This window comes from Actinophytocola sp. (assembly GCF_035762905.1).
In the GTDB taxonomy this organism is placed as follows: domain Bacteria; phylum Actinomycetota; class Actinomycetes; order Mycobacteriales; family Pseudonocardiaceae; genus DASYTH01.
In genome coordinates this window covers 1-25,389 of record NZ_DASUCC010000008.1, presented here as the reverse complement: position 1 = coordinate 25,389, position 25,389 = coordinate 1, and the positions used below count along the sequence as shown (strand labels likewise).

Below are 25,389 nucleotides of genomic sequence, written 5' to 3'. Positions count from 1 at the left end.
CGCCCGGAAAGAAACTATTGCGCCCATGGAGCAGGGCGAGCGACCGTACTATGTGTTACGCACACTTGACCGGTTTACCGAATATGGTGACCGGGAGGCGATCGTCGGGGTCGGCTGGGATTGCCGCCTGACCTATGCGCAGTGCCGGTCCATGGTGCTGGATATGGCCGCGACAATACGGGACGCGGGGATACGTCCGGGCACGACGGTGGCCGTCATGCTGGCCCATCCGCCGGAGGGACCGTTGCTTCAGCTTGCCTTGCACCTCATGGGATGTCGCACCGCATGGGTGGCGGCCGGCACGCCATACCGGGAGGTCGAGGAGTATCTCGCCCAGGTCGAGCCGGAATGGTTTCTCTACGATACCCGAACGCACGGAAAGAAGGGCCGTGAGTTCGCCGAACGGCTCGGCCTTCCGGTGTTGTGCCTTGGGCCGGACGGATTAGGGCCGGACCTCCTTTCGGCACCGGCCGCCGGCGTCACTCCATTCGACCTCGACGCGGCGACCGGCGCGCCGGAAACCATTTTCCAAACCAGCGGTACGACGGGAATGCCCAAACCGGTCCACCACCGGGCGAGCCTCAACGAGCAGATGGCCACACTGGCCGACGAGTGGCTGGCCGCCGGTGGCCCCCCGCTGCGACACCTCACGCTCAGTCCGTTGTGGTTCGTCGCCGGGCAGACCTCGTCGCTGATGAACCTGGTCATGGGCGGCGTGCTGTACATCATGTACCGGTTCGAACCGGGCGAGTTCCTTGCCACGATTGAGAAGTACCGGGCCAACTCGACGTTCATCTCCCCGCTGATGTTCTACGAGCTGCTCGACCACCCGGACGTGGCGACGACCGACTGCGGCAGCCTCGAGCTGCTCAGCGTCGGCGGCGCGGCGGCGAGTCCGGCCCGGCTGCGCGAAGGAGTCGAGCGGTTCGGCCCGGTCATCCGGATCACCTACGGGCAGAGCGAGACCCCGTTCATCTCCGCATTCCCGAACATCGCCGAGGATCCCGCGCGGCCGAACCGGATCCGCTCGTGCGGCCAGCCCTACGGCGACGTGCGGGTGGAGCTCCGCGACGACGACGGCAACCCGGTGCCCACCGGCGCGGTCGGTGAGATCTGGGTGGCCAGCAAGCTGAACTTCGAAGGCTACTGGGGAAGACCGGACCTGACCGCGGAGATCCTGGTGGACGGATGGGTACGGACCAAGGATCTCGCATACGCGGACGAGGAGGGTTACCTGCACATCGTCGGCCGCACCCAGGACATGATCATTACCGGGATCGGTTGCGACCACATCTTCCCGCGGCCGATCGAGGAGGCCCTGGCCACCCATCCGGAGGTGCGCGCCGCGGCCGTGATCGGGGTGCCGGATCCGGAACTGGGCGAGGCCGCGCACGCCTACGTGGTCCGCACCGATGACGCCACCGTGACCGCGGACGAACTGTCCGAACTGGTCCGGTCGAGGCTGACCAGACTGTGGGCGCCGCGCACCATCGAGTTCGTCGAAGACCTGCCGCGGACCGGCAGCGGCAAGGCGAACACCAAGGAGCTCAAGGCGAAGTGGGCGGCCGAGCACGTGGCCGTCCCGGCGGGCGCGGCGGGTTGACCGGACTGACCGGCCGTGCCGGGCTCGTTGCCCTGATCACGGCGAGCGCCACCTCGGCACTGGGCAGCCGGGTCTCCATGGTCGCGATTCCCTGGCTGGTGCTGACCACCACCGGCGACCCGACCCAGATGGGCCTGGTGATCGCCGCGCAGATGATCCCCTACCTGCTCTCCGGTGTGTTCGGCACGCCGGTCGCCGAACGGCTCGGCATCCGGCTCAGCGCGATCACCGCCGACGTGGTCAGCTGCGTCACCACCGCGGTGATCGCGGCCGCGGCGGATGCCGGGCTGCCGGTGATCCTTGCCATGGTGGCGATCTCCGGCGCGGTCCGGGGCGCGGGCGACCGCACCAAGAACGTCATGCTGCGGCCGATGGCGGAGGCCGCCGGCATGAAGATGTCCCGGATGACCGCGGTACACGACGGGTTGGGCAACGGGGCCACGCTGGTCGGTGCTCCGCTCGGCGGCCTGCTGGTGTTCTGGCTCGGTGCGCAGGGCGCGATCTGGGTGGACGCGGCGAGCTATGCGGTGTGCGTGCTCATCATGCTGACCCTGGTCCGCCCGCCGGCACATCTGATGCCGGCCAGAAAACCCCGGCCGGAGCCGTACCTCACGGCGCTGCGCGCCGGCGCCGTGCACCTGTCCCGGGACCGGCTGCTGTTCGGCATGTTGGCGATGACCTTCTTCGCCAACGCGGTCAACCAGGCGCACACCGCGCTGTTCGTTCCGCTGTGGGTTTCCGAGGTACTGCACTCCCCCGCCGCGCTCGGCACCGTGCTCGGGGCGTTCGCCGCCGGCGCGGTCACCGGCAACCTGGTGTTCATCGGCCTGGCCCCGAAACTGCCGGCATTCCTCACCTTCACCATCTGCCTGGCGATCAGCGGCGCGCCGCGGCTGATCGTGCTGGGGGTGAGCGACAGTCTCGGTCTGGTGCTGTCCGTGACGTTCCTGTGCGGGTTCGCCGTGGCCGCGGTGAACCCGATCCTCGGTGTGCTGCTGTACGAGCGGGTGCCGGTGGACATGCAGACCCGGGTCTTCGGTCTGGTCGCGACCGTCTCGTTCTCCGGTTATCCCGTCGGCGGATTGCTCGGCGGGTGGGCGGTCACCGGCTTCGGCCTCACCGCCGCGCTGCTGCTCGGTGCCGGCGTGTACCTGGTCGCGACGCTGGTTCCGTTGCTGCGCCACCGAACCGCGAAGCCGGCACCGGTCGGGCCGGCGGAACCGTAGTCCCGCCGGCCCGCCGTCTGCGGAGAACCGTCAGTTCTCCAGCTCTTCCGAGCCGCTGCCAACGCCACGCTCGAGCGAGCCCGCGCCTACTCCACGCATGTCATTCCTCCAATATGGTTGAGTTCTGCCCTGCCTTGGTTCGGGATTGGCTATTCCCGCTCCGAACCGTCGCCCACGCCGCGCATCCAGTCACCTCCCTCCTGATCCGACGGAGATGCCGAGCGGCCGAGAAAGCCCAGCATCCGCTCGGCGACCGGGGCGTCATTCCGCACCGGAACCGGGTGGCCGAACGGCGCACCCGGACCCCAGATCGCGGGCGAGCCCTTCGGCCAGCCCGCGCCGATCTTCAGTACCGCGTCGCACAGCTCCGGCTCGAGGTCCGGCTCGACGCCGATCGCCCTGGCCACGTCCCAGCCGTGTACGAGGTAGTCGATGAAATGCATGCCGATCGCCGTATTGGCCGGGAAGGTGCCGAACCCGTACACCGCAAGGGACCGGTCCAACACACCGTCCGCGGCGAACGCTGCCTCGACCCGCTGCGCCGACTCCTGGTAAGCGGCGACCGGGTCACCGTCCAGCCCGTCGCCCCGCCACACGGCCTCCTCGGCCGGGTGACCCGCCGCCGCGCGGGCGAAACCGTTGTTGTTTCCGGCCATGTGCACCAGCAGGGCGCGCAGGTCCCACTCGGCGCAGGGCGTCGGCGCGGCCAGCCGTACGGCGTCCACCTGCGCCACGATCCGGCCGGTACCGGCCAACGCCCGGCGATCGAGGGCCCGGATGTCCACGGCCTCAGACCGTGGCCCGGTCGCGCACCCCGGTCGGCACGGCCCCGTCCAGCGCCGTCTCGACGGCGACCGCCTCGACCCCGCGAACCAGAGTCTCCATGTCCGCAAGGGAGAAGTACCGGGAGTCGGCCGACACCAGGAACTCGATCACACCGGGCAGTTCGTCGACGTTGAAGTAGAGCTTGCGACGCGGCGGATGGATCTCGCCCGTGAAGCTCACCGTGGACCGGGACAGCGCCGCCGTGATCTCCGCGACCGTGGGTGGTTCGCCGGCACCGCCGCGGTCCTGCTGGCGCCGGTCGTTGTAGAAGCAGGACAGGTCGATCTCCTCGCCCCGCCGCCGTTCCACCCGCTCGATCACCTCGTCCTGCTGGTACGGGTTGTAGTAGGCGTTCTTGTAGGCATTCAGCGCGCTTTGCGTCGCCCGGTTCACCGCCTCGTCCAGACTGATGTCCGCGACGTCGATCAGGTATGGGGTGAGCAGGATCTGCGGGCTGACCGCCGCGGCCAGCCCGGGGCGGAACCTGTTGCTCACCAACAGCATCGCCAGCACCGGGTTGACCCCGGTGAACCGAGCCAGCCCGACGGCGAAGCTGGCCAGCAGCACCGGCGAGGTGTTGATCCCGGTCCGCGCCGCGACCGAGCGGATCGCGAGCAGCGCCGCGGGCGAGTGGAAGGTGATCTGGTTGATGGTCCGGTCCCCGGGGTAGCGCGGATCGCCGAACCGGCTGGCGGACACGGTGTTCAACACCCGTTCCAGATAGGCCAGCGATGCGGTGTTGTGCCGCTGGCCGGCCGGTGATGCCTGCTTTCTGGCCTGCTCCAACGGTTGCGTCGCCCGGACCGGACCGGCGGCGGCGCCGGTGTCCGGGTCCCTTGCGGCCAGGTCGGCCCACAGCGCGCTCAGCCCGTAGGCGTCGATCGCGGTGTGCAGGATGACAAGCACCTGGTGGGTGAGCACGCCACCGGATCGGATCACGGCCATCCGCACCGGCCATTCGGTCTCGAACGCGAAGTCCACCTTCTGGTACCGCTCGGAGACCTGCTCGGCCACCTCGGCGGGGTCCGCGTCGCCGGCGTCGACGACCTCCAGCGGGATCTCGCCCGAGGTCGCGCAACGCTGCCGGGGCACCGGACCCGCGTCGAACACCAGCCGGGTGCGCAACGACTGGTGCCGGCCAACCATGAAGCGCAACTCGGCGGCAACGCGGTCCACCGAGGTGCCGGGCGGCAGTTCGGTGACGTACGGCACGGTCTTGGACTGGCCGGACTGCTCGATCGACTGCCAGAGGGTCATCTGGCTCCAGGTCAACTCCTCGACACCGGACCCGTCGCCCTCGAAAGGAACCATTATTCGATCAACAACAGCGTCAATGTCGCCCATTCCGGGGCCTGACCTTCCTCATGAAACGGAAGTTCGGGGGCGGGCAAAAGCCCGCCCCCGAACTTGGACACGGACGGTTAGCACAGTGACCGTCCGCAATGGTCGCCAAATCAGTCCTTGACCGCCATGAACCGTACACCTCCTCCCGGGATCGGCCGCCTGGCAGAGAGATCTCCGTGCCATGCGTGCGACTAGTAAACCTGGAGAGCCACCTTTTTGGAATATCGTTGACGCGCCGTGCCGGCGTGGCTACGGTTCCACTCGCGAGGATTTCCCGGAATACGCCAAACGGCTCAGCACGTCCGCCCTTTCGGGCAGACAATTCACAATTCGGACTCGGCTCGGTGGTTGATCGATGGACATAGGCAGGTTCGGAGTTCCCAAGCAGAGCCGGCTGCTCATCCTGATCTCGCTCATCGACTCGACCGGGACCGGACTGTTCCTGGCCGGGTCCGCGGTCTTCTTCACCCGCAGCATCGGACTGAGCCCGGAAGAGGTCGGCATCGGACTGACCGCCGGCGGGCTGGTCGCCCTGCTCAGCCTGACGCCACTCGGCATGCTCGCCGACCGGATCGGCCCGCTGCCCGCCTCGGTGCTGCTGCACCTGTGGCGCGCGGTGGGCTTCGTCGGATACGCGTTCGTGTACGACTTCCCGTCGTTCCTGATCGTCTGCTGCTTCGTCACGCCGCCCGCGCGCGCGATCGAGCCGATCGGCCAGATGTTCGTGGACCGGCACGTCGGCTCCGAACTCCGGATGCGGGTCCTGTCGGCGATCCGGGTCACCTACAACCTGGGGTTCACCCTCGGCGCGCTGCTGGCCACCGTGGTGCTGGTGCTGGACACCCGGCCGGCGTTCCTGGCCATCGTGCTCGGCGACGCGCTCACCTTCCTGCTCGCCGGCGTGCTGTTGCTGCGGGTTCCCCTGCTGGCCGGGGGATCGGTCGCGCGGCGGGCGGTATCCGGCTGGCCGCGGTCGCTTCGCCAGGGCAGGTTCCTGTTCTTCGCCGGACTCAACGGTTTCCTGATGCTGCACATCCCACTGGTCAGCGTCGGCATTCCACTGTGGACCACGCTGCACACCGAGGCGCCCCGGATCCTCGTCGGACCGCTGATCGCGGTGAACACCGTGCTGGTGCTGCTGCTGCAGATGCGGCTCAGCCGCGGGACGGACACCGTGGCCGACGGGATCCGGGTGCTGCGCCGGGCCGCGGTGTGCCTGGCCGGCTGTTGCGTGGTGGTCGCGTTCGCCGGACAGTTCGGCGCGTTCTGGGCCTCGGCGCTGCTGGTCGCCGGCATGGTCCTGCTGACCTTCGGAGAGATCCTCCAGGTGACCGGGGGCTGGAGCCTGTCCTACGAGCTCGCGCCGCGGGAGCGGCAGGGCGAGTACCTGTCCGTGTTCAACCTCGGCGTCGCGGCCATGTACCTGATCGGACCGACGCTGATCACGGTGGGAATCATCCAGCGCGGCATCGGCGGCTGGCTGGCCCTCGCCGCGTTCTTCGCCGGAATCGGCCTGCTGGTGCGGCCGGCGGTGGTCGCGGCCAAACGCCAGATCGACTCCCTGCCGAAGGACCAAACCGCCGACCTCACTCACCCCTGACTCCCACACCGCCCGCCGGTCAGTTCTCATGGCCGCTCACCGCCCCCGTGCACAGGTAGCCCAGCCCGGGGTCGTAGTCGGCGAGCAGCACCCGCCGGCCCCGGCCCTGCCAGCCGGCAAGCTCCCACCACACCCCGGTGCAGGGCTGACCGGCGGGCGGGGTCACCACACCGTCCATGGTGGACATCGGCGGTAGCCCGGCACCGGCGATCAGCGGCGGCTCCGGCGATTCACCGGACAACTCGGCCACGTCGGCGGCGAGCAGCTCCGCGACCCGGTCCGGCGGCACCTCGGTGTGTTGCCGGACGGTCACCGCGCCCGCGTCCGGCGACTCCTCCAGCAGCAACGCGACCGCCGCGTGCCGCTCCGGAACCGGGGCCGGTGCGGCCAGTTCGTAGTGCAGCCCGGCCTGCTCCACGACGATGAGCAGCGCCCGCCGGCAGGCACCGGTCGCGGCGTAGGACTCGATCAGCCGCAGCGCGGTGAACGGCCCGGCCACACCCTGGTCGCACACGGCGAACGCCAGCGGATCGCCGGGACAGCGGCTGCCGAGGTAGGTCGCGGTGTTGCGGCCGAACCGCACGTCGTGCATGGCGTGCACCAGCACCAGCAGATCGACCGGGGAGTCCGGCCCGGTGAGCGCCTCGATCAGCGGCTCGGCCATGTCGCCGTAGGAGTGACCGGCGCCGGCGGCGATGACGTCCTCGCGCAACGCCAGACCGTACGGCGCGACCATGTCCGCCAGGTAGCCGGGCAACCCGGGATCGGTAGCCAGCTCGGAGTTCCCGTCGAACCACCGGCACTCGGCCCGGCCGACCCGCAGCCGGACCGGCGCCGTCCGGTCATCCGGTGGTCCGGTCAGGAACATCAGCTCACTCCCCAACCAGTGCGTGCCCGGCGATGAAGTCGGCCAGGCTGCCGATCGACTCCAGGTGCTTGCGCTCGATCTCCTCGACGTCCACCTGGATGTCGAGCTCCTCCTCGAGCGCGAGCAACAACTCCAGCGTCTTCGACGAGCTCATGCCCAGCTCGTCGAACAGCCGGGTGTCCTCCGCAAGGACTTCCGGCGTCCGGTCGAGAATGTTGGGCAATACCTTGCCAATGCTGTCCACCACCCGCTGTCGCAGCTCCATCACATCCGGCCCTCCCTTGTCAGTGCTCGAAAACCATCGCCGAGAACGTGGCCCCGTACCCGGCGGCCGCCACGAGGTAGTGGTCGCCGGGACGGAGTAGTCCCTTGTCCATGGCGGTGCGGTAGTTGATGAACGCGTCGGCGGCGAAGGTGTGCCCCACCCGCGGCACGTTGTGCGACATCACCCGGCCGAACGGGTAGCCGAGCATCCGGCTCACCCGCTGCCAGGACATGACGTTCACGTTGTGCGGCAGGATCAGCGCGATGTCGTCGAGCCGCAGCCCGGCCCGGTCCACCGCCGCCCGGATCACCTCGGCGAGCAGCTCGCGGTACTCGGCGGCGAACCGCTCGGCGAAGCCGGTGTTGCCCGGCAGCCACTGATCCAGGTAGCCGCGCTGGTCGCTGGCATACGACCGCACCCGGTTCCGCCCGCCGCCGGCCGACACCAGGCAGGCCCCGGAACCCTCGCCGAACACCCGGGCCTCCGGCGGCAGCCGCAGGTCCTGGGTGAACACCGTCTCCCCGGCCACGATCAGCGCGAGCGCGTCGGGATCGCCACCGGTGCACAGCAACCGGCCGGCCAGGTCGATCGCGAGCAGGTTCGTGGCGCAGGCGTGGTGGGTCACGGTGAACGCCGTGGCGTGCCGCAGACCCAGCCGCCGGCACAGGTCGTGCAACGGGTTGAGCGGATACGGCGTGGTGACCGGGACCCCGCGCGCGTAGAGGACGTAGCGGACCAGCTGCTCCCGGCCGCGCAGCTCCGCCAGCGCGGCCACCGCGGCGGCCAGCAGATCGAACGGCGTGGTACCGGGACCGCCGCGACACACCTCGGACAAACCGTGGAACCGGTGCAGCACCTGGACCTGGGACGGGGTCAGGTTCAGCTGACCGGCCAGGTCCTCGATCGGGATCCGGTGGTCGGGCAGGTAGGCCGCGACGGCGTCGAGTGCGGTCATGTCACCCGCACCGGAAGGCTGTCGTAACCGCGCAGCATCAGCTTGTCCCGCGCACCGGGCGGTCCGGCGAGCACGAGCCCGGGGAACCGGCGCAGCAGCATCGGCAACGCGAGCTGGCCCTCGTGCCGGCTCAGCGCGGCGCCGAGACAGTAGTGCAGGCCGCTGCCGAACGAGGCGTGCTGATTGTCCACTCTGGACGGATCGAAGCGGTCCGGGTCGGCGAACCGCGCCGGGTCGCGGTTGGCCGCGCCGTAGAGCACCAGGACGCGGGTGCCGGCGGCGACCGGAACCCCGGCCAGCTCGGTGTCCCGGCCGGCCCACCGGATGCTGAACTGCACCGGCGCCTCGTACCGCAGGATCTCCTCGACACAGGCGGGAACCCGGTCCGGCTCGGCCAGCAACCCGCGGCGCACGGCCGGCCGCTCCAGCAGCAGGGTGAGCCCGTTGCCGATCATGTGGGTGGTGGTCACGAAACCGGCGTTGAACATCGTGATCAGGTTGGCCAGCAGTTCGGCGTCGGGCAGCTCGGCGCCCTCGGCCTGGGCCTGGACCAGCGCGCTGACCAGATCGTCCCGCGGCCGGGCCCGGCGACTGGCCACCAGATCGGCGAAGTAGCCGGTCAGCTCCTCGGCCGCGATGTCGGCCGCGCGCAGCCCGTGCCATGCCCCGGTGCCCAGATCCAGGATCGCGCCGAAGGCACGCACCCGGGGCGGAAACCAGGCCCGGTCCTCCTCCGGCACCCCGAGCAGTTCGCCGATCACGTTGCTGGGCAACGGAAGCGCGAACTCGGCCAGGAAGTCCACCGGCGCGCCACCGGCGCCGAGGTCGGCCAGCCGGTCAAGCAGCGCCTCGATGGTCCGCACGATCACCGGCTCAAGCGCGGCGATCCGGCGCGGCGTGAACACCTGCCCGAACAGCCGGCGCACCCGCTGATGGTCCGGTCCGTCGGTGAAGAACACCGACCGGGTCAGCGTGCGCAGCGCCGGGTGTTCCGACCAGGGCACTCCCCTGCGGTCCGGGTATTCGGTGTCCATCACCCGGAACGCGCTGTCCCGCATGACCTTGTGCACCGCGTCGTAGCCGTGCACGACGAGGTCGAACCGCTCGTGCGCGGGCAGCCGGCAGACCGGCCCGGCGCGGTGCAGTGCCGCGTAGAACGGATACGGGTCCCGCCGGCCCTGCTTGGAAAGCAGGTCTTTCAGCGAGGTAGCGACCAGGGTGTCCATCAGTCCTTGAGCACCCCCTGGATCGCGGTCAGCAGCTGGGCCCGGCCGGGCTGCACCGCCCGGTCCAGCTCGAGCGCGAACGGCAGCACGGCACCGTCCGGCCGGGTCACCCGGGCCGGCGGCGCGGCCAGCCCGAACCGTTCGGCGGCCGTGGCAAGGACCTCCGCGGCGACTCCGCACGACCGGTTCCCGTCGTCGATCACCACCAGCCGGCCGGTCTTGGCCACCGACGCGGCCAGCCCGTCCCAGTCGAACGGGTACACCGTGCGCGGGTCGAACACCTCGACCGACGCCTCGGCCGCCAGTTCCTCGGCGATGGCGAGCGCGTCGTGCACCAGGTGTCCGATCGCGACCACGGTGACGTCGGCACCGGCCCGGTGCACCCGACCGATGCCGAGCGGAACCGGTGCCAGGGTGGCGAAGTCCACGTCCTCGCGGACGCCGAGCGCACCGGCCGGAGCGAACACCGCGACCGGATCGTCGTCCCGGATCGCCGAGACCAGCAGGCCGTATGCGTCGGTCGGGGTGGCCGGCACCACGGTCTTCACGCCGACATGGGCGAACAGCCCGTACGGATGGTCGGAGTGCTGGCCGGCCCACCCGGTGCGGGAACCCGATCCGGGCACCAGATAGGTCACCGGCACCCGGCACTGCCCACCGGTCATCAGCGAGAACTTGTGCGCCTGGTTGGCGATCTGCTCGAACACCAGGAACATCAGCGACGGAATCTGGAACTCGATCACCGGTCGCAGACCGGCGAGCGCGGCGCCGGTGGCGAAGCTGGTGAACGCCTGCTCGGACAGCGGCGTGTCCAGCACCCGGTCCGGCCCGAACCGGTGCAGCAGACCGGCGGTCACGTTGGACACGGCGACCCGCACATCCTCGCCGAGCACGAACACCGCCGGGTCACTGGCCAACTCGTCACCGAGCGCCCGGTTCAGCGCCTTCTGGTAGGACAGCCACGGCATCACCAACCACCACCCGAACGCGCGCGCATCCCGGTGGCGTACAGGTGATCCAGCGCGCCGGCCGGATCGGGGTGCGGGCTGGCCAGTGCGAAGGCGACCGCGTCGTCGAGCAGCGCCTCGATCTCCGTGTCGATCCGGTCCCGCTCGCCCGGATCGAGCCGGGCGGCGGCCAGCTCGACCGGGTCCCGGGACCGGCCGAGCGTGACCTCCTCCTCATCCCGGTAGCGCACCCTGGCCGTGTGCTCCCACGTGTGGTGCGCGTCGAACCGGTAGGTCAGGCATTCGATCAGGGTGGGACCGGACCCGGACCGGGCCCGGTCCACCGCGGTGCGGGCGGCGTCGAGCACCGCGTGCGCGTCCATCCCGTCCACGGTCACGGCCGGCATCCCGAACGCCGCGCCCCGCCCGGTGATCGTGCCGGCCATCCCGTCGGACAGCCGCAGGGTGGTCGCGTAACCGTTGTTCTCGCACACGAACAGCACCGGAACCCGCCACAGCGCGGCCAGGTTCATCGACTCCAGCAGCACCCCCTGGCTGACCGCGCCGTCGCCGAAGAAGCTGACCGCCACCGTGTCCCGGCCGGACCGCCGGGCCGCCCACGCCGCGCCGACCGTGATCGGTCCGTTCGCCCCGACGATCGCGTTCGCCCCGTAGATCCCCAGCCCGAAGTCCGCCGCGTGCATCGACCCGCCCCGGCCGCGGTTGAGCCCGGTGGACCGGCCGGCCAACTCGGCGAGCATCCTGGCCGGGTCGGCGCCCTTGGCCAGCACGTGCCCGTGCCCGCGGTGCGTGCTGGTGATCACGTCGTCGGGCGCGAGCGCGGCGCACACCCCGGCCGCGACGGCTTCCTGACCGGTGTAGGGATGGATGCCCCCGACGATCTCACCGGCGGCGACCAGCTCAACCGCACGCTGCTCGAACCGGCGGATCAGCCGGACGGTCCGGTACAGACCGGCTTCGACACCGGGCGGCTCGTCGGGTAGCACGGTCATGCCGGCACCGCCTCGATCACGCTCTCCGCCGAGTCCGTTGTGGACGGTCGAACGATCACCACGTCGAACCCGGCGCCGGTCAGCAGCTCCCGGTACTCGGCCTGGGTGCGGTCGTGGCCCTCGAGCATGCCGAGCATGAGCAGGTCGACCATGGCCGAGGCCGCCGATCCGCCGTTGTCCGACAGGAACTTCTCGAACACCAGCAACCGGGCACCCGGATCCATCGCGGCCCGCACCCGGCGCAGGATCACCGTGGCGTGTTCGTCGGCCCAGTTGTGCAGCACCCGGGACAGCACGTAGGCATCGCCGCCGTGGGGGACCTGGTCGAAGAAACTGCCTTCGACCAGGTCCACCCGGTCCGCGACGCCCGACTCGCAGAGTCGGGCCCGCGCCGCGCGGACCGCGTCGGCGAGCTCGAGCAGCACCCCGCGCATCCCCGGATGCGACCGGAGCGCCTCGGCCAGCAGGCCACCCGAGCCGCCGCCCACGTCGACCAGCGTCGTCACGCCGGTCAGGTCGCACCCGGCCAGCGTGGCCGGCACCCGCTCGCTGCCCATGGCGCCGGCGAACACCCCGGCGGCGTCGGGATGCTCGGCCAGGTAGGCGTAGAAGGGCCGGCCGTGCACCTGGTCGAAGGCCGGCTCACCGGTGCGGACCGTGTGCATGATCTCGCCGAACGAGCGGTGCACCTCCTCGCCGTGCATGACCGCGGTCTGCCGCAGCGATCCGGCGACCGCCGTGCACAGCGGCTCGCCTACCGGGGTCAGCTCGTAGGTGTCCGACTCCATCCGCCGGAACAGGCCGAGCGAAGCCATTCCGCGCAGCAGCCGGCGCAGCACCCTCGGGTTCGCACCGCAGTCGGTCGCCAGTTCGGCCACGGTGCGTGGCCCGTCGGCGAGCAGGTCCGCGACACCGAGCTTGGCCAGCGCGTAACAGCACTGGGCCGGTACCCCACCGGACAGGATGCCCAGCAGCTTGCGGCGCGCGAACCCGTCGACGGTCACGATGTCTTGATCGCCTCGAGGATGGCGTCCCACAGCCGCGTTCGCGCTGCCAATGCGGTGTTCACGGTGTCCGCGCAGGACTGCCACTTCTCCTCGTCCTCCCCGCACAGGTCGGCGAGCATCTGCATGGCCATGGGGGTGTGCTGCTCGCCGTCCACCTCGATGTGCCGTTCCAGGTAGTCGACGAAGGTGCCGAGCCGCCTGCTGCGCTCGTTGACGGCGACCACCTGGGTGAACATGTCCGGAATCAGGTCCTCGCGGCCGAAGGCGAACGCGGCGGCCTGGCAGTGCACCGGAAGCGTCTCGATGATGTGCCAGGTGGTGCCCGCGAACTCGACGGACGGCTTGGGTACCCCGGCCCGGTCCAGCGCGTCCCGGACACCGAGACCGCCGCGCAGCAGGTCGACCAGCTTGTCCACCGCCGCCGTGTTCGCGCCGGCCTCCCGCATCCCGTCGACGTACAGCTCGAAGTGGCTGATGAAACCGTTGCCGAGCTCGTCGCTCTCCTCGACCATGACGATGTCGTTGATCAGCCGGCGGCTGCCGGTCGGCCCGGTCGGGATCCACGGCACCGTGACGCAGGTCAGGTTGCGCTGCAACGACTTGAGCAGCGACATGAAGTCCCACACGGCGAACACGTGGTGCTCCATGAACGTCACGATCGCGTCGTGGTTGTCCAGGTTGGCGTAGAGCGGGTGGGTGACGACGCGCTCGCGCGCCGGGGTGACGGCTCGCTCGAGCCGTTCGATACCTGGATGCGTCTTCCCCCAGTCGTAGCGGGACATCGGCGTTGGTTCTCCTTGTCGTCGTCGGTGGTGGGTCAGAAACGCCAGAGGGTCGGGCAGAACGCCGGGTCGGCGTAGTCGGGGTGCCCGTCCGCCGTGCGGCGGACCAGCGAGTCGTGGTTGTAGATCGCCAGGTTGCCGTCGGAGAGCGGGAACTCCCGGTAGGCGTTGGCGCCGTCCTGCAGGTGCAACGAGATCGCCCGGCGGGGCCGGTCGGCCAGGTTGGCGCCGCTGCCGTGGTAGATCCGACAGTGGTGGAAGCTCATGTGTCCCTTCGGGATGATCATGGGGATCTTGCTGATCCCGGCGCCGTTGTGCGCCGCGTTCGCCACGAGCATCTCCTCCAGCTGCCAGGGATCCCGCGCGGCGAAGTGCTGGTTGGTGCTGTCCTCGAAGCCGACCTCGTCCCACCGGTGGCTGCCGTCCACCATCGTGATCGTGCCCAGCTCCTCGTGGCAGTCGTGGAACGGGATGAACGCGGTCAGCATCCGTTCCGATGTGGACGATGCCCAGTAGTGCTTGTCGAAGTGCCACGGCACGATGTTCGACGGCTCGCGGGCGATCGGCGGCTTGTAGATCAGCGTGGTCTGGAACACCCGGATCTCGGCCACCCCGGCCAGCCGCGCGGCCACCGCGCCGATCAGCGGCTTGAGCAGGGCGGCCGCGATCGCGTCGCTCTCGTAGTGCACGTAGTCGTTGTGCCGCTGGATGTTGCCGTGTTCCGGCTCCCAGTACGCCAGCCGGGGCGGCCGGACCGGCAGCCGGCGGTCCCGTTCCCCGGCGTAGTACCGCTCGGTCGCCGATAACAGGCCGTCGATCTCGTCGTCGGAGAACAGTTTCTTCGACAGGTACCAGCCGTGTTCCTGGTAGAACGCGACTTCCTCGTCGGACGGCAGCAGCGCGAGCTCCTGCTCGGTCAGCGTGAACTCCTGGGTTGCGGTCACGGTCGCTCCTTCTCACTCACTCGCCGGAAAGCTCGCGCTGCTTGGCCGCGTACAGCGCCTTGATGTTGCCGCTGCCGAAGGTGAGCGCCCCGCGCCGCTCGATGATCTCCAGGAACAGCGTGCGACGGACGTGCATGGACTCGGTGAAGATCTGCAACAGCTGACCCCAGTGGTCCCGGTCGACCAGCACACCGAGCCGGCGCAGTTCGTCGAGCGGCGCGTCCAGGTGCCCGACCCGGTCCTCCAGCGTGTCGTAGTAGGTCGACGGCGTGCCGAGGAAACGCACCCCGTGGTCGGCCAGCGTGCTCACCGCGGTGACGATGTCGTCGGTGCCGAAGGCGACGTGCTGCACACCGGCACCGGCGTGCCAGGTCAGGAAGTCGTCGATCTGGCCCGGCCGGCGCCCCGGGTCCGGCTCGATCAGCGTGAACGTGACGTGCTGCGACGGACTCTGCACCACCTTCGAGTCCATGCCCTGACCGCCGACCTCGATGTACTCCTCGAAGATCTGCCGGAAGCCGAACACGTCCTCGTAGTACTTCGCGGTCGGCGCCAGCCCGCCGGCCGGCACACAGATCGCGCAGTGGTCGATCGTGCGCAGCAGCTTGGTGTCGCTGTGCGGGTCGTCCTCGGTCACCTCGATCGCGCCGGGCAGGAACTCCCGGGCCGGGCCGTGCCGCTCCACCAGGCGGTGCGCCACGTCGGAGAAACCGGACACCGCCGCGACGGTGACCTCGGCGTCGTCCCGGACGTGCCGGGACGGCGCGGAGATCGCCGACGCCCCGTTGCCGACCAACTCGCGGTAGGCGGCCTGCGCGTCGTCCACCCCGAGTGCGACGATCGCCACGCCGTCGCCGTGCCGGCGCACGTACTCGGTGGCCGGGTGGTCGGCGACCAGCCCGGAGGTCAGCACGATCTGGATCTCACCCTGGCGCAGCAGCAGCGAGCGCTGCCCGGCCAGCCCGGTCTCCGGTCCGCCCTGCCCGCAGACCTTGAAGCCGAACGCGGTACAGAGGTAGAACGCGGTCTGCCGGGCGTCCCCCACGTACAACTCGATGTGGTCGATTCCTGAGATGTTCATCGCGGGTCTTCTCTCCTAGCGCGAAAGCCGTGTCGTTGCGGTGCTCGCCCGGCCGAGCAGCAGGCTCACGTTCTGCCCGCCGAAGCCGAACGAGTTCGACAGCGCCCGCCCGATGGGTTCGGTCAGCGGCGCCTTCCTGATGTGCTCGATGGCACAGGCCGGATCCGGGTCGTCCAGGTTCCAGGTCGGCGGGGCGGTTCCGTGGGCCACCGCGAGCGCGGCGGTCACCGCCTCCACGACCCCCGAGGTGCCCAGCATGTGCCCGGTCAGCGACTTGGTCGAACTGACCGGAGTGGCGGCCCCGAACACCGTCCGGATCGCCGTCGCCTCGGCGACGTCGCCCAGCTTGGTGCCGGTGCCGTGCGCGTTGATGTAGTCCACATCGGACGGTTCGATGCCGGCGTCGCCGAGTGCCCTGCGCATGCACTCGGCGGCACCCGAGCCGTCCGGCCGTGGCGTGGTGGGATGGTGCGCGTCGGTCGTCGCACCCCAGCCGGTCAGGTCGGCGTACCCGGCCGCGCCCCGGGCGTCGGCATGCGCGGTGCGCTCGAGCACCACGAGCCCGGCGCCCTCGGCGAGCACGAAACCGTTGCGCCGCCGGTCGAACGGCCGGCTGGCCGCGGCTGGCTCGTCCCAGCCGCGAGCCAGTGCCCTTGCGTTGCCGAAGGTGTCGGCGAAGGTCGGGAACAGCGGTGCCTCACTGGCCCCGCACAGCACCACGTCCGCCACGTTCTCCCGGATCAGCCGCAGACCGTCGGCGATCGCCTGGGCACCGGAGGCACACGCGGTGCCGACCGACGAGCTGTACCCGCGGATCCCGTACCGGATGGCGATCCGGGCCGCCGGCATGTTCGGCAGGATTCCGGTCAACAGGTAGGGACTCACCGCCGGGCGGCCGCGCCGGCCGCGGGCGAGCACCTGGGCCTCCATCGTGGCCATCCCGCCAACCCCGCCGACGATCACCGCGATGCGCACCGGGTCCACGTCCCTGCCGACCTCGATGCCGGCGTCGGCCAGCGCGTCCCCGGCGGTCAGCAGGGCCAGCACGACGATCCGGTCCAGCGTGTTGGCGTCCGGCCCGGAAACCACCGTGCGCGGGTCGATGTCGGCCATGAAGCCGCCGACCTCGAGCGACTCCGCGACCGGATGGCCCTCCGGCGGGCGGGACAGTCCGGAGCGACCCGCGCACAGCGCGTCGAACACCTCGACCGCGCCCCGCCCGACCGGGGTGCGCAGCCCCACCCCGGTGATCGTGGCGGTCATCACGACACCCCGGTCAGATGCCGTTGCCGCAACAGGAACTTGCGAACCTTTCCGGTGACCGTGAGCGGGATCTCCTCCGTGGACACGACGGTGACCCGGTTCAGGGTCGATCCGGCCGGCTCGCCGATGGCCGCCCGGACCCGTTCGGTCCGGTCCACCGTCGGGTCCGCGTCGGGGTGCAGTTCGAGCAGCACGTCGGTGATCACCGTGTCGTCGTGGGACACGACCACCGCGGTGCAGTCGACCACCTCCGGCAACGCGGCCAGCACTCGTTCCTCGGACAGGGCGGTGAAGATCCACCGGCCGTCACCGAGCTCGGCGGCGTCGGTGACCCGGTCCATGTGGTAGAACCAGCCGTCGGCGTCCCGGTAGACCAGGTCGCCGTACATGCTCCAGCCGTTGCGCCGGAACCGGTGCGTGGTGACCGAGTCGTTCCAGTAGCCCGGCGACAGGCTCGGCGAACGCAGGCCGAGCAGACCCACCTGCCCGTCCGGCACCGCCATACCGTCCCGGTCCAGCACGACCGCCTCGACGAACTCGTACGGCTTGCCGATGCACCGGCCGTACCGTTCGGTCTCCGGGCTGTGGTGGATGTGGAACATCGAGTGCCCCATCTCGCTGGAGCCGAGGCCGTCGATGAACACCGAGCCGGGCACCGTGACCACCCCCTCGCGGGTGACCCGCTCGCGCGCGCCTGCGGCGACCAGCCGCCGGATGTGCGCCTCGTGCGCGCTGTCACCGGTGTTGAACCAGAGCCGGACCGAGCCGAGGTCGTGCTCGGTCAGGTCGAACCTGGCCAGGCCGGACCAGGTCACCGCGAAGCCGAACACCGCGGCCGGCCGCCACCGCTCGATCGCGTCCAGTACGTACGGTCCGTCCTGTTTGGACAGCGAGAGGAACTCGGCCCGGTTGCCGAGCGCCTGGTTGGCCATGATCACGGTCGCGGTGTGCGGGATCGGCAGCGCGTTGAGGATCCGGTTGGTGCCCTGCGCCTGCGGCATGGAAAGCAGGTGCCGGGTGGCCGCGTAGATCGTGGCGTGCGTGTGCATGACCGCCTTCGGCACGCCGGTGGTGCCGGAGCTGTGCGTGATCACCACCGGGTCGTCCGGGTGGTGCCGGTAGTGCGGCGGCGCGCCGGCCGGGTCGCCGGTGCCGAGCTCGGCCGGTGCGCCGAGCACCGGGACGCCGATGTCCTGGCCGGCAAGCAGCTCGGCATGTGGGGCGTCGGCCAGCACGCCGACCGTGCGCAGCCTCCGGATGTACTCGGCGGCGATGTCCGGGGGTATCTTTCCGTTCATCAGCGCGGGGATCGCGCCGATCCGGGTCAGCGCCAGGAAGCTGAGGACGACGTCGGCCGCGTCGGTGGTCCACACGGCGACCGGGTCGCGGTGCCGGATCCCGTGCCGGTGCAACCAGTCCGTGCGGGCGTTGATCCGCTCGTCCAGCCGGCCGAGGGTGATCATCCGCTCGGCCGCGATGCCGTCCACGTCGGTGTCGAACGACAGCCCCGGCCCGTCCGGGTCGGCGCCGCCCGCGAGCAGACTGGCCACCACGTTCCCGCCGCCGACGTTCTCGTCGGCCAGCAACGCCGCCCGCATGCTTCTCGGTCTCACCGCTCAAGAACCTCCACTCACCAGGACGGCGGCCGCCGTGGCCCGCACACCGTCCACACCGGACTGTTCGACCAGCACCACCAACGCGGCCGCGGCGTCGCCGTCCGCGATCAGCAGTTCCGCCTCGGCCAGCCCGTCCGCACGGGGATCGCCGGTCGGGCACAGGCACACCACCGGGCCGCCGAGCCGCCAGCGGGCGGCGAGGTACCCGGCGATGCTGTTCGGCACGGACTGGAAGAAGAACAGCGGACCGACCCGGCCGCCGTCATCCACCGTGCGGGCGACGTGGTTCGCCGATGCGATGTCGCCGCTCGCGCTGACCAGGACCAGCGCGGTGCCGGACCCGTCGTCCCGCGGGGCGGGCGGTTCGCCGTACCGCCGGCGCAGGCAGCGGTCGGCCACCGCGGCGATCACCGGGTTGAACGAGGACAGCACGAAGCCGGGAACCTGGGGCACCGCGTCGTCCCCCGGCTCCGGCCAACGCGCCTCGGCGAGCACGGTCAGCGCGATCGTCGTCCTGATCATGTGACCCGCACCACCAACGCCGTGCACGCGCCACCGAACGCGGCGTTGACCGACAGGGCCCACTCCGAGTTGACCGACCGCGGCCCGGCGTGCACCACGTTGAGCGGGCACGCCTCGTCGGCGGCAAGGAACCCGGCATTGACCGGAAGCTTGCCGGCCCGCATGGCCAGCACCGTGATCCCCAGCTCGATCAGTCCGGACGCCTCGAGCGTGTGCCCGTGCGTGGCCTTGGTGGAGCTGAGCGGAACGTGTGCGGCCGCCGGGCCGAGTGCCTGCCGCAACCCGGCCGCCTCGGCGGCGTCGCTGAACGGTGTGCCGGTGCCGTGCGCGTTGATGTAGCCGAGCGCCCCCGGCCCGATCCGGGCCCGGCGCAGCGCCGCCCCGATCGCCTTGGCCAGGCCCTGACCCTGCGGATGTGGCTGCACGGCGTGGAAAGCGTCGCCGGCCCGGCCCCAGCCGGTGAGCCGGGCGAGCGGTGACCCGGTCCGGCGCCGGCCTCCGGTGGCCGACTCGAGGACCACCGCCGCCACCGCGTCGCCGAGCAGCAGTCCGGTCCGGCCGGTGCTGAACGGCCGCACCGCGCCGTCGGTGGCCAGCGCCCGGCCGGCGTCGAACAGGGCGAACTGGTCCGGCTCCACCAGGTACCCGCCGGCCACCACGATCCGGTCGGCCCGGCCGGAGCTGATCAGCGCGGCGGCGTCGGCCAGCGCGGTGCTGGCCGACACGCACGCGCTGGTGTACACCCGGGCCACCGGGCCCAGCCCGACCCGGATCGCCAGCAGCTCGGCAAGCTCGGTCGCGGTCCGCCACCGGTCAGCGGAAACCCTTGGTGCGTTGGGAAAAGCGTGCACAGCGAGGACCAGCGGGCAGGCCGCACGGTGCGCGCCGGACAGCCCCGCGCTCCCGCAGGCCTCGTCGATCGCCGTGGCCAGCTCGTCGGTGAGCGACCCGGCGTCCGGCAGCGTCGCGGCCACCCGGACCCGGTGCCCGGCGACATCGAACCGCGTCACCGGGGCGAACGCCGCGACGCCCGCCAGTGTCCCGGCCAGCTGCGCCTCGGTGCCCCGGCCCAGCGCGCTGGCCATAGCTAAGCCGGATAACCGGACCCCACCCATGATCAGACCGTCGCGATAACTTCGCGAAGCACGTCGACGGCCCCCGACACCGTCCCCATCCGGCCGAGCTGGCCGTCGTCCAGCTCGACCCGCAGCCCGAACCGTTGCTCCACCTGGTGCACCAGCCAAGCCAGTTCCATGGAGTCGATCCGCTCCGGGACCTCATCCACCGGGCGGGTGTGAAAGCTCGCCAGGATGGCCACGACGTCCTCCCGTTTGAGGGTCGCTTCGGTCACTGGCTGGCCTGCCCGGCGGCGCTGCGCTGGGCGACCCGGTCGGCGACGGTCGCGGTGAATTCACCAACGGTCATCAGGGCGAGCTGTTCGGACTCCTCGTCGCCGAACTTCACCCCGAACTCGTCCTCGACCCGGACGGCGAGGTCGGCGAGGGCGAGCGATTCCAGGTCCACACCGGACGGTCCCAGCGTGGTGTCGTCCTCGATGCCCTCGACGTCGTAGTTCATATCCCGCAGAGACGCGATGACAAATTCCCGGATCTCCACCCGCATGTGGCCAACTTCCTTTCCTGACAACCGATTCATGACACAGCAGCCCGGAGCACCGCGCGGTCGCGGACCAGCTTTCCGGTCGTGGTGCGGGGCATCGCGTCCAGCACGTGCACCCGGCGCGGCCGCTTGAACGAGGCCAGCCGCTCGGTGATGGCCGCGTCGACGGTGTGCTCGGAGGCCGGCGGGGCGATCTGCAGGTAGGCGGTGATCACCTCGTCGAACAGCACGACCGCGGCCAGCACTCCGGGCAGTGCCCCGAGGGTCGCCTCGACCTCGGTCAGGTCGACCTTCAGCCCACCGACCGAGACCTGCGAGTCGAGCCGGCCCCGCACGGTCACCAGACCCGTTTCCGGATCGACCGTGCCGGCGTCCTTGGTATGCAGCCAGCCATCCGACCACCGGGTCGGATCGGACAGCCCGACGTAGGGCGACTCCGGCCGGCTCACCAGCAGCTGGCCGTCCCGCTCGATCACCTCGAGGCCGGGCGCCGGACGAAGCGCCGGCCGGTGCGTTCCGAACAGGTCGGTGGCGATCACCCCCACCTCGGTCATCCCCCACATGTTTCCCAGTGGCACGCGGTACTTCTCCGTAAACGCCGCGGCGGTGCCGGCCGAAACCAGCTCGCCGCCGGTGGTCATCCGCTTGAGCTGGGGCACGGCCGGCGGGTTCACGGTGGAGGCGAGCAGCCCGATGTGGAACGGCACGCCGAGCACCGTGGCCGGGGTCGGGTGCGCGGCGACCGCGTCGAGGATGCTGTCGCCGGTGATCCGTTCCGGCGGCTGCACCACCGCACCGGCGTGCAGCCCGTAGAGCAGCGCACCGACCAGGCCGAGCACGTGCACCATCGAGGCCAGCACCACGATCCGCTCGCCGCGCAGCGGAACGCCGTCGATGCGGGTGTACCGGTCGATCTCGGCCACCAGGTCGGTCGCCGTACGACCGATCACCTTGGACGGTCCGGTGGATCCGGAGCTGAGCTGGATCACCGCGTGCGGGGTCTCGGCCGGCCGGCCCGGGTAGGGCGTTACCGATTCGGCCACGTCGACGAACGCGCGCAACGCGCCGCCCCGCACCGTTTCCGGCGCGACCACCACCTGCGGAAGCAGCCGCTTCAGCGCGGCGTCGACCTCGAACGGGGTGAGCCGGTGGTCGAGCAGAATCACCTGTGCGCCAAGGCGCCAGCCGGCGAGGAGGTTCGCGACGTAGGCCATCGACGGTGGCAGCCGCAGGGCCAGCCGGCCCCCGGCGCGCAGACCGGTGGCCGCCAACCGCGATTGTCGATCGGCGACCATTCGGCGCAATGTTGCCCGGTCGACAGGATCATCCGACCAGATACAAACGTCACTATTTGCACCGTCAAGCAGTAACTCGTCGACCCATTCCGCACTCGTCACGAGGGCAGCATGGGTCGCCGACAGACCTTTTGTCATCAGCGCTCCGCTAGGTGGCGCGCGCACACCAAAGTAGGCACGCCAGGGGTTTCTTACTTTGTCTAGGTCGGCTGTCGCCGCTTACAGCCGGGCGATCGGAGCGTACGTCAGCGGGTCGCAAAGCACCATATGTGGATCGGTTACCGGTCGATTACCCCGCGCGATTGGAAGCATCCGGCTTTCCCGCTGAACCGATGATTCCCCGATCTTAGTCCAACTGGTCGTTTATGAGTTCGGCCAGCCGATCGAGTGCGGTGTCGATCCGTTCGGGTGAGACGGCACTGCAGGACAGCCGAAGCGCGCGAACCGGACCGGGGTCGTCATAAAAATGATGCATGGGTGTCCACAACACTCCGTAGTCGCGCGCGGATCGTTCCAGCAGCTCATCATTCACGACAAACGGGACGGTGACCACGACAAAGAAACCGCCGGCTGGACCGGTCCAGGTCACTTTCGGTGATCCGCCATTTGCCGGATTCGGGAACCGGCCGGCCAGCCCGTCCAGGAGGCGGCGCATGTTCCGTGCGTACACTTCGCGTTCGCGCACATTCGCTTTCGCAAGGCTGCCGTGGTGTTCGAGCAGCTTGCCGCCGACCACGGCCTGGGCCAGCGCCGACGTGTTCACCGTGAGCATGCTCTTGATCTTGGACAGCTGGTCGGCGAACAGCCCGTCGGTACCCGCCACCCGCTGGTCGGCGACCACGAACCCGATCCGCGCGCCGGGCAGCGCGGTCTTGGCGAACGAGCCTAAATACACCACCCGGCGCCATTCGTCCATGGCCTTGAGGGTGCACATTCGGTCCGAGTCCCCATGGAACAGTCCGTACGGATTGTCCTCGAGCAGCAGGATGTTCTCGGCCCTGGCGACCTCGAGCAGCCGGCGCCGGGTGGGGACGTCCATGCTCAGCCCGGACGGGTTGGCGAAGTCCGGCATCACGTAGCAGGCCCGGGGCCGCCGCCCGGCCGCCCGCTCCCGGCGGATGGTGCCGACCAGATCATCCAGATCGATTCCGCCGGTGCCGGTCGCGACCGGACGAACCGGGAGATCCGCCAGCCGCGCGGCGCCGGTCAGCCCGACGTAGGTCGGCGACACGGCCAGCAGCACGTCCCGCTCGTCCGCCCGCAGCGCGCGCAGCACGAGGAACATCGCCTCCTGGCAGCCCACGGTGACCACAACGGACTCCGGATCCACCGCGATCCCTTCGTCCATCTGAAGATTCGTGGCGATCAGGTGGTGGATGATCCCCTTGGTGCGGCCGTACTGAAACACGGTCCGGCGCACCAACTCGTCGCTGTACCCCAACTCCTCGGACAGGTACCGGCAGAACGTCCGCAGATACCGGTGCAGGTCCTCGAGATCGAAGAAGTCCTCGCACGGCCGTCCGGCGGCCAGCGAGATGGCGTCCGGATAGTGGTTGGCCACCTCGTTGAGAAAATTCATCGACTTCAGCGCCGGATCTTCAAGCGCCCCGTGCAGTTCGGCGATATTCAGTTCCGCATACACGGCACGGAAGGGTACGTCCCGATTCCGGCCCCGCACAGCCGGCAAATGGCGGCCCGTGGACCATCGCCGCCCGGTGCCACCGGGGGTGTCCTGTGCTTTTGCCCGACTCATGGCGCATTGACAGGGTTGGCCAGGTCTGGTGTGTTCGGTTGGGGAGTCGCGTTCAGGGTTTGGTGGTGAGGAAGGAGCCAACCATGAGACGACTCTGCAGGCTGTTGCTGCTGGCGGCGCTGATCGGGGCGCCGGCGCCGGCGGTGGCCGCGGCCGACACCGAGGCGCCGCCGCGGACCGGGTTCGAGGAGTCCAACGGGGCGCGCTGGACCACGATGGAGGAGGAGCACGCGTTCCTGGCGGCGGTGGACCGGGCCAGCCGCCGGGTGACGGTCGAGCAGGTGGGCAGCACGGTGCAGGGGCGGCCGCTGCACCTGGCCCGACTCGGCTCCGGTCACACGGTGGTGCTGTTCATCTGCAGCCAGCACGGCAACGAGCCGGCCGGCCGGGAAGCCTGCCTGACCACCATCCGGGACTTCGCGTTCACCAACGACGCGGCGGTGCAGCGGTTGCTGCGAACCACCACGTTGCTGTTCGTGCCCACCGCCAACCCGGACGGGCGAGCCGCGAACACCCGGGGCAACGCGGACGGCGTGGACGTCAACCGGGACCACGTGGCGCTGGCCACCCCGGAGGGCCGCGTGGTCGCCAGGTTGTTCCGGGACCTCCGCCCGGACGTCGTGCACGACCTGCACGAGTTCGGCCCGACCCCGCCGTTCTACGACAAGGACGTGCTGTGGTTGTGGCCGCGCAACCTCAACGTGACCCAGCGGGTGCACGACGAGGCCGAGACCCTGTCCCGCGACTTCGTGCGCACCGCGGTGGAGGCCGAGGGGCTCACCAGCGGCGTCTACGGCATCTGGGTCGACCCGGAGACCGGTGAACCGATCCGGCAGGTCGCCGGGGACGAGCAGGAGCGGATCCTGCGCAACACCACCGGTCTCAAGCACGCGCTGGGCCTGCTGGTGGAGACCAACGTCGACCCCAACCCCGGGGAGGACGAGCCGGCCGCGGCCCGCAGGCGGGTGCACTCGCACCTGCTCGCGCTGGACGGCACGCTGCGGATGGTCACCGAGCGGCGGGTCCAGGTGGAGTTGGCCACCACGCTGAGCCGGCTGACCGCCCCGCTGAACCGCGGGCCGATCTACTTCCTCGGCGCGGACAACATGCCGCCGGACCCGTCCCGGGTGGAACCCAACCCGCCATGCGGATACCGGCTGACCGGCGAACAGTTCACCCAGGTTCAGGAAACCCTTGCGCTGCACGGGGTGCACAGCTTCCGGACCCGAGACGGCGGTCGGCTGGTACCGCTGGCCCAGACCGCAAGGCCGATGATCCCGCTGCTGCTCGACCCGCGGGCGGAGTTCGAGATCACCCAGGGCGTCGCGTCGCCGCGCTGCCAGTAGTACTCGGGAAACGACCGGGCGCCGCCCGGCAGGGGTGTCGGGCGGCGCGCGGCCGGCGGCAGGACGTCCGGGTCCCTACGCCGCCAGCTTGAGTTCGGATGGACCGGGGTCGGTCTGCTCCGCTTTCGGTTGCGCCGCTTCGGCGTTGGTGCGGGTTTTGTTGGTGATGTGGAGGGTCCAGTGGTAGCCGCCGCGGATGAGGCAGATGGTGGCGGTGGCGAAGAAGAGGCCGTAGGCGATGCCGGCGCCGGTGAGGAGGCCGTAGGTGGTGGCGATGCCGGCGCCGAA

At 70.3% G+C, this 25,389-nt stretch carries 24 protein-coding genes and 1 pseudogene; 4 read left to right on the top strand and 21 right to left on the bottom strand.

Annotated features, from left to right (window positions below):
- Positions 1 to 25: 25 nt before the first annotated feature.
- Both VFV67_RS00625 and VFV67_RS00620 read left to right on the top strand, forming a co-directional pair.
- Complete coding sequence (locus VFV67_RS00625; protein ID WP_326466352.1) at positions 26 to 1,603, top strand: AMP-binding protein; 1,578 nt, start codon at positions 26 to 28, stop codon at positions 1,601 to 1,603.
- On the top strand, positions 1,558 to 2,829 hold the full coding sequence (locus VFV67_RS00620; protein WP_326466351.1) for an MFS transporter: 1,272 nt from the start codon (positions 1,558 to 1,560) through the stop codon (positions 2,827 to 2,829). The genes VFV67_RS00625 and VFV67_RS00620 overlap by 46 nt, the downstream gene beginning before the upstream one ends.
- A 149-nt stretch (positions 2,830 to 2,978) precedes the next feature.
- On the opposite strand, the gene VFV67_RS00615 is transcribed toward VFV67_RS00620, so the two are convergent.
- Together VFV67_RS00615 and VFV67_RS00610 are read right to left on the bottom strand one after the other, a co-directional pair.
- Positions 2,979 to 3,614, bottom strand: a complete 636-nt coding sequence (locus VFV67_RS00615) for a TIGR03086 family metal-binding protein (protein WP_326466350.1) — start codon at positions 3,612 to 3,614, stop codon at positions 2,979 to 2,981.
- Between the two features lie 4 nt (positions 3,615 to 3,618).
- Positions 3,619 to 4,965 (bottom strand): condensation domain-containing protein, encoded by a 1,347-nt coding sequence (locus VFV67_RS00610; RefSeq protein WP_326466349.1) that lies wholly within the window; start codon positions 4,963 to 4,965, stop codon positions 3,619 to 3,621.
- A 388-nt stretch (positions 4,966 to 5,353) separates the two neighbouring features.
- Between VFV67_RS00610 and VFV67_RS00605 the strand changes: the two genes are divergently transcribed.
- Positions 5,354 to 6,598, top strand: coding sequence for an MFS transporter (locus tag VFV67_RS00605; RefSeq protein WP_326466348.1), 1,245 nt, complete (start codon positions 5,354 to 5,356; stop codon positions 6,596 to 6,598).
- A 19-nt stretch (positions 6,599 to 6,617) separates the two neighbouring features.
- Here VFV67_RS00605 and VFV67_RS00600 read toward each other — a convergent pair whose 3' ends face one another.
- The 18 genes from VFV67_RS00600 to VFV67_RS00515 all read right to left on the bottom strand — a co-directional run bounded on the left by VFV67_RS00600 (position 6,618) and on the right by VFV67_RS00515 (position 23,644).
- The gene (locus VFV67_RS00600) at positions 6,618 to 7,466 is read right to left on the bottom strand and encodes a hypothetical protein (protein WP_326466347.1); all 849 of its coding nucleotides are present in this window, start codon (positions 7,464 to 7,466) and stop codon (positions 6,618 to 6,620) included.
- Positions 7,467 to 7,470: 4 nt separating this feature from the next.
- Complete coding sequence (locus VFV67_RS00595) at positions 7,471 to 7,731, bottom strand: phosphopantetheine-binding protein (protein ID WP_326466346.1); 261 nt, start codon at positions 7,729 to 7,731, stop codon at positions 7,471 to 7,473.
- A 19-nt stretch (positions 7,732 to 7,750) separates the two neighbouring features.
- Positions 7,751 to 8,686, bottom strand: a complete 936-nt coding sequence (locus VFV67_RS00590; protein ID WP_326466345.1) for a 3-oxoacyl-[acyl-carrier-protein] synthase III C-terminal domain-containing protein — start codon at positions 8,684 to 8,686, stop codon at positions 7,751 to 7,753.
- Positions 8,683 to 9,912: a cytochrome P450 gene (locus VFV67_RS00585; protein ID WP_326466344.1), complete on the bottom strand. Its 1,230-nt coding sequence runs from the start codon at positions 9,910 to 9,912 to the stop codon at positions 8,683 to 8,685. The genes VFV67_RS00590 and VFV67_RS00585 overlap by 4 nt, the downstream gene beginning before the upstream one ends.
- Entirely contained in the window at positions 9,912 to 10,880 is a 969-nt protein-coding gene (locus tag VFV67_RS00580) for an alpha-ketoacid dehydrogenase subunit beta (RefSeq protein WP_326466343.1), read from the bottom strand. Before VFV67_RS00580 ends, VFV67_RS00585 begins: the two co-directional genes overlap by 1 nt.
- Positions 10,880 to 11,872, bottom strand: a complete 993-nt coding sequence (locus tag VFV67_RS00575; RefSeq protein ID WP_326466342.1) for a thiamine pyrophosphate-dependent dehydrogenase E1 component subunit alpha — start codon at positions 11,870 to 11,872, stop codon at positions 10,880 to 10,882. Before VFV67_RS00575 ends, VFV67_RS00580 begins: the two co-directional genes overlap by 1 nt.
- Positions 11,869 to 12,876 (bottom strand): methyltransferase, encoded by a 1,008-nt coding sequence (locus VFV67_RS00570; RefSeq protein ID WP_326466341.1) that lies wholly within the window; start codon positions 12,874 to 12,876, stop codon positions 11,869 to 11,871. Before VFV67_RS00570 ends, VFV67_RS00575 begins: the two co-directional genes overlap by 4 nt.
- Positions 12,873 to 13,661, bottom strand: coding sequence for a DUF3050 domain-containing protein (locus VFV67_RS00565; protein ID WP_326466340.1), 789 nt, complete (start codon positions 13,659 to 13,661; stop codon positions 12,873 to 12,875). The genes VFV67_RS00570 and VFV67_RS00565 overlap by 4 nt, the downstream gene beginning before the upstream one ends.
- Before the next feature lie 35 nt (positions 13,662 to 13,696).
- Positions 13,697 to 14,605, bottom strand: coding sequence for a phytanoyl-CoA dioxygenase family protein (locus VFV67_RS00560; RefSeq protein ID WP_326466339.1), 909 nt, complete (start codon positions 14,603 to 14,605; stop codon positions 13,697 to 13,699).
- 16 nt (positions 14,606 to 14,621) lie between these two features.
- Positions 14,622 to 15,686 (bottom strand): 4-hydroxyphenylpyruvate dioxygenase, encoded by a 1,065-nt coding sequence (gene hppD, locus VFV67_RS00555; protein WP_326466338.1) that lies wholly within the window; start codon positions 15,684 to 15,686, stop codon positions 14,622 to 14,624.
- Positions 15,687 to 15,701: 15 nt separating this feature from the next.
- Positions 15,702 to 16,949: a beta-ketoacyl-[acyl-carrier-protein] synthase family protein gene (locus VFV67_RS00550; RefSeq protein ID WP_326466337.1), complete on the bottom strand. Its 1,248-nt coding sequence runs from the start codon at positions 16,947 to 16,949 to the stop codon at positions 15,702 to 15,704.
- Entirely contained in the window at positions 16,949 to 18,562 is a 1,614-nt protein-coding gene (locus tag VFV67_RS00545; RefSeq protein WP_326466336.1) for a class I adenylate-forming enzyme family protein, read from the bottom strand. Before VFV67_RS00545 ends, VFV67_RS00550 begins: the two co-directional genes overlap by 1 nt.
- Before the next feature lie 3 nt (positions 18,563 to 18,565).
- Positions 18,566 to 19,087: a beta-ketoacyl synthase chain length factor gene (locus tag VFV67_RS00540; RefSeq protein WP_326466335.1), complete on the bottom strand. Its 522-nt coding sequence runs from the start codon at positions 19,085 to 19,087 to the stop codon at positions 18,566 to 18,568.
- Positions 19,084 to 20,172: a beta-ketoacyl-[acyl-carrier-protein] synthase family protein gene (locus tag VFV67_RS00535; RefSeq protein ID WP_326466334.1), complete on the bottom strand. Its 1,089-nt coding sequence runs from the start codon at positions 20,170 to 20,172 to the stop codon at positions 19,084 to 19,086. The genes VFV67_RS00540 and VFV67_RS00535 overlap by 4 nt, the downstream gene beginning before the upstream one ends.
- Before the next feature lie 32 nt (positions 20,173 to 20,204).
- On the bottom strand, positions 20,205 to 20,438 hold the full coding sequence (locus VFV67_RS00530; protein WP_326466333.1) for a hypothetical protein: 234 nt from the start codon (positions 20,436 to 20,438) through the stop codon (positions 20,205 to 20,207).
- Positions 20,435 to 20,710 carry an acyl carrier protein gene (locus VFV67_RS00525; protein ID WP_326466332.1) on the bottom strand — a complete coding sequence of 92 codons (276 nt, stop codon included), beginning with the start codon at positions 20,708 to 20,710 and terminating at the stop codon, positions 20,435 to 20,437. The genes VFV67_RS00530 and VFV67_RS00525 overlap by 4 nt, the downstream gene beginning before the upstream one ends.
- Before the next feature lie 29 nt (positions 20,711 to 20,739).
- The gene (locus tag VFV67_RS00520) at positions 20,740 to 22,002 is read right to left on the bottom strand and encodes a class I adenylate-forming enzyme family protein (RefSeq protein WP_326466331.1); all 1,263 of its coding nucleotides are present in this window, start codon (positions 22,000 to 22,002) and stop codon (positions 20,740 to 20,742) included.
- Positions 22,003 to 22,348: 346 nt separating this feature from the next.
- Positions 22,349 to 23,644 carry a PLP-dependent aminotransferase family protein gene (locus tag VFV67_RS00515; protein WP_326466330.1) on the bottom strand — a complete coding sequence of 432 codons (1,296 nt, stop codon included), beginning with the start codon at positions 23,642 to 23,644 and terminating at the stop codon, positions 22,349 to 22,351.
- A 194-nt stretch (positions 23,645 to 23,838) separates the two neighbouring features.
- On the opposite strand from VFV67_RS00515, the gene VFV67_RS00510 reads away from it, so the two are divergent.
- On the top strand, positions 23,839 to 25,101 hold the full coding sequence (locus VFV67_RS00510; protein ID WP_326466329.1) for a M14 family metallocarboxypeptidase: 1,263 nt from the start codon (positions 23,839 to 23,841) through the stop codon (positions 25,099 to 25,101).
- 75 nt (positions 25,102 to 25,176) lie between these two features.
- On the opposite strand, the pseudogene VFV67_RS00505 reads toward VFV67_RS00510, so the two are convergent.
- Positions 25,177 to 25,389 (bottom strand): annotated as a pseudogene (locus tag VFV67_RS00505) (enediyne biosynthesis protein); the annotation flags it as partial.

Bases quoted from the DNA above. Each gene is read 5' to 3' on its own strand.
- VFV67_RS00540 (WP_326466335.1), bottom strand. From the start codon at position 19,087: ATGATCAGGACGACGATCGCGCTGACCGTGCTCGCCGAGGCGCGTTGG.
- VFV67_RS00550 (WP_326466337.1), bottom strand. From the start codon at position 16,949: ATGACCGCCACGATCACCGGGGTGGGGCTGCGCACCCCGGTCGGGCGG.
- VFV67_RS00575 (WP_326466342.1), bottom strand. From the start codon at position 11,872: ATGACCGTGCTACCCGACGAGCCGCCCGGTGTCGAAGCCGGTCTGTAC.
- VFV67_RS00565 (WP_326466340.1), bottom strand. From the start codon at position 13,661: ATGTCCCGCTACGACTGGGGGAAGACGCATCCAGGTATCGAACGGCTC.
- VFV67_RS00590 (WP_326466345.1), bottom strand. From the start codon at position 8,686: ATGACCGCACTCGACGCCGTCGCGGCCTACCTGCCCGACCACCGGATC.
- VFV67_RS00510 (WP_326466329.1), top strand. From the start codon at position 23,839: ATGAGACGACTCTGCAGGCTGTTGCTGCTGGCGGCGCTGATCGGGGCG.
- VFV67_RS00585 (WP_326466344.1), bottom strand. From the start codon at position 9,912: ATGGACACCCTGGTCGCTACCTCGCTGAAAGACCTGCTTTCCAAGCAG.
- hppD (WP_326466338.1), bottom strand. From the start codon at position 15,686: ATGAACATCTCAGGAATCGACCACATCGAGTTGTACGTGGGGGACGCC.
- VFV67_RS00600 (WP_326466347.1), bottom strand. From the start codon at position 7,466: ATGTTCCTGACCGGACCACCGGATGACCGGACGGCGCCGGTCCGGCTG.
- VFV67_RS00580 (WP_326466343.1), bottom strand. From the start codon at position 10,880: ATGCCGTGGCTGTCCTACCAGAAGGCGCTGAACCGGGCGCTCGGTGAC.
- VFV67_RS00535 (WP_326466334.1), bottom strand. From the start codon at position 20,172: ATGGCCAGCGCGCTGGGCCGGGGCACCGAGGCGCAGCTGGCCGGGACA.
- VFV67_RS00595 (WP_326466346.1), bottom strand. From the start codon at position 7,731: ATGGAGCTGCGACAGCGGGTGGTGGACAGCATTGGCAAGGTATTGCCC.
- VFV67_RS00520 (WP_326466331.1), bottom strand. From the start codon at position 22,002: ATGGTCGCCGATCGACAATCGCGGTTGGCGGCCACCGGTCTGCGCGCC.
- VFV67_RS00525 (WP_326466332.1), bottom strand. From the start codon at position 20,710: ATGCGGGTGGAGATCCGGGAATTTGTCATCGCGTCTCTGCGGGATATG.
- VFV67_RS00605 (WP_326466348.1), top strand. From the start codon at position 5,354: ATGGACATAGGCAGGTTCGGAGTTCCCAAGCAGAGCCGGCTGCTCATC.
- VFV67_RS00610 (WP_326466349.1), bottom strand. From the start codon at position 4,965: ATGGTTCCTTTCGAGGGCGACGGGTCCGGTGTCGAGGAGTTGACCTGG.
- VFV67_RS00625 (WP_326466352.1), top strand. From the start codon at position 26: ATGGAGCAGGGCGAGCGACCGTACTATGTGTTACGCACACTTGACCGG.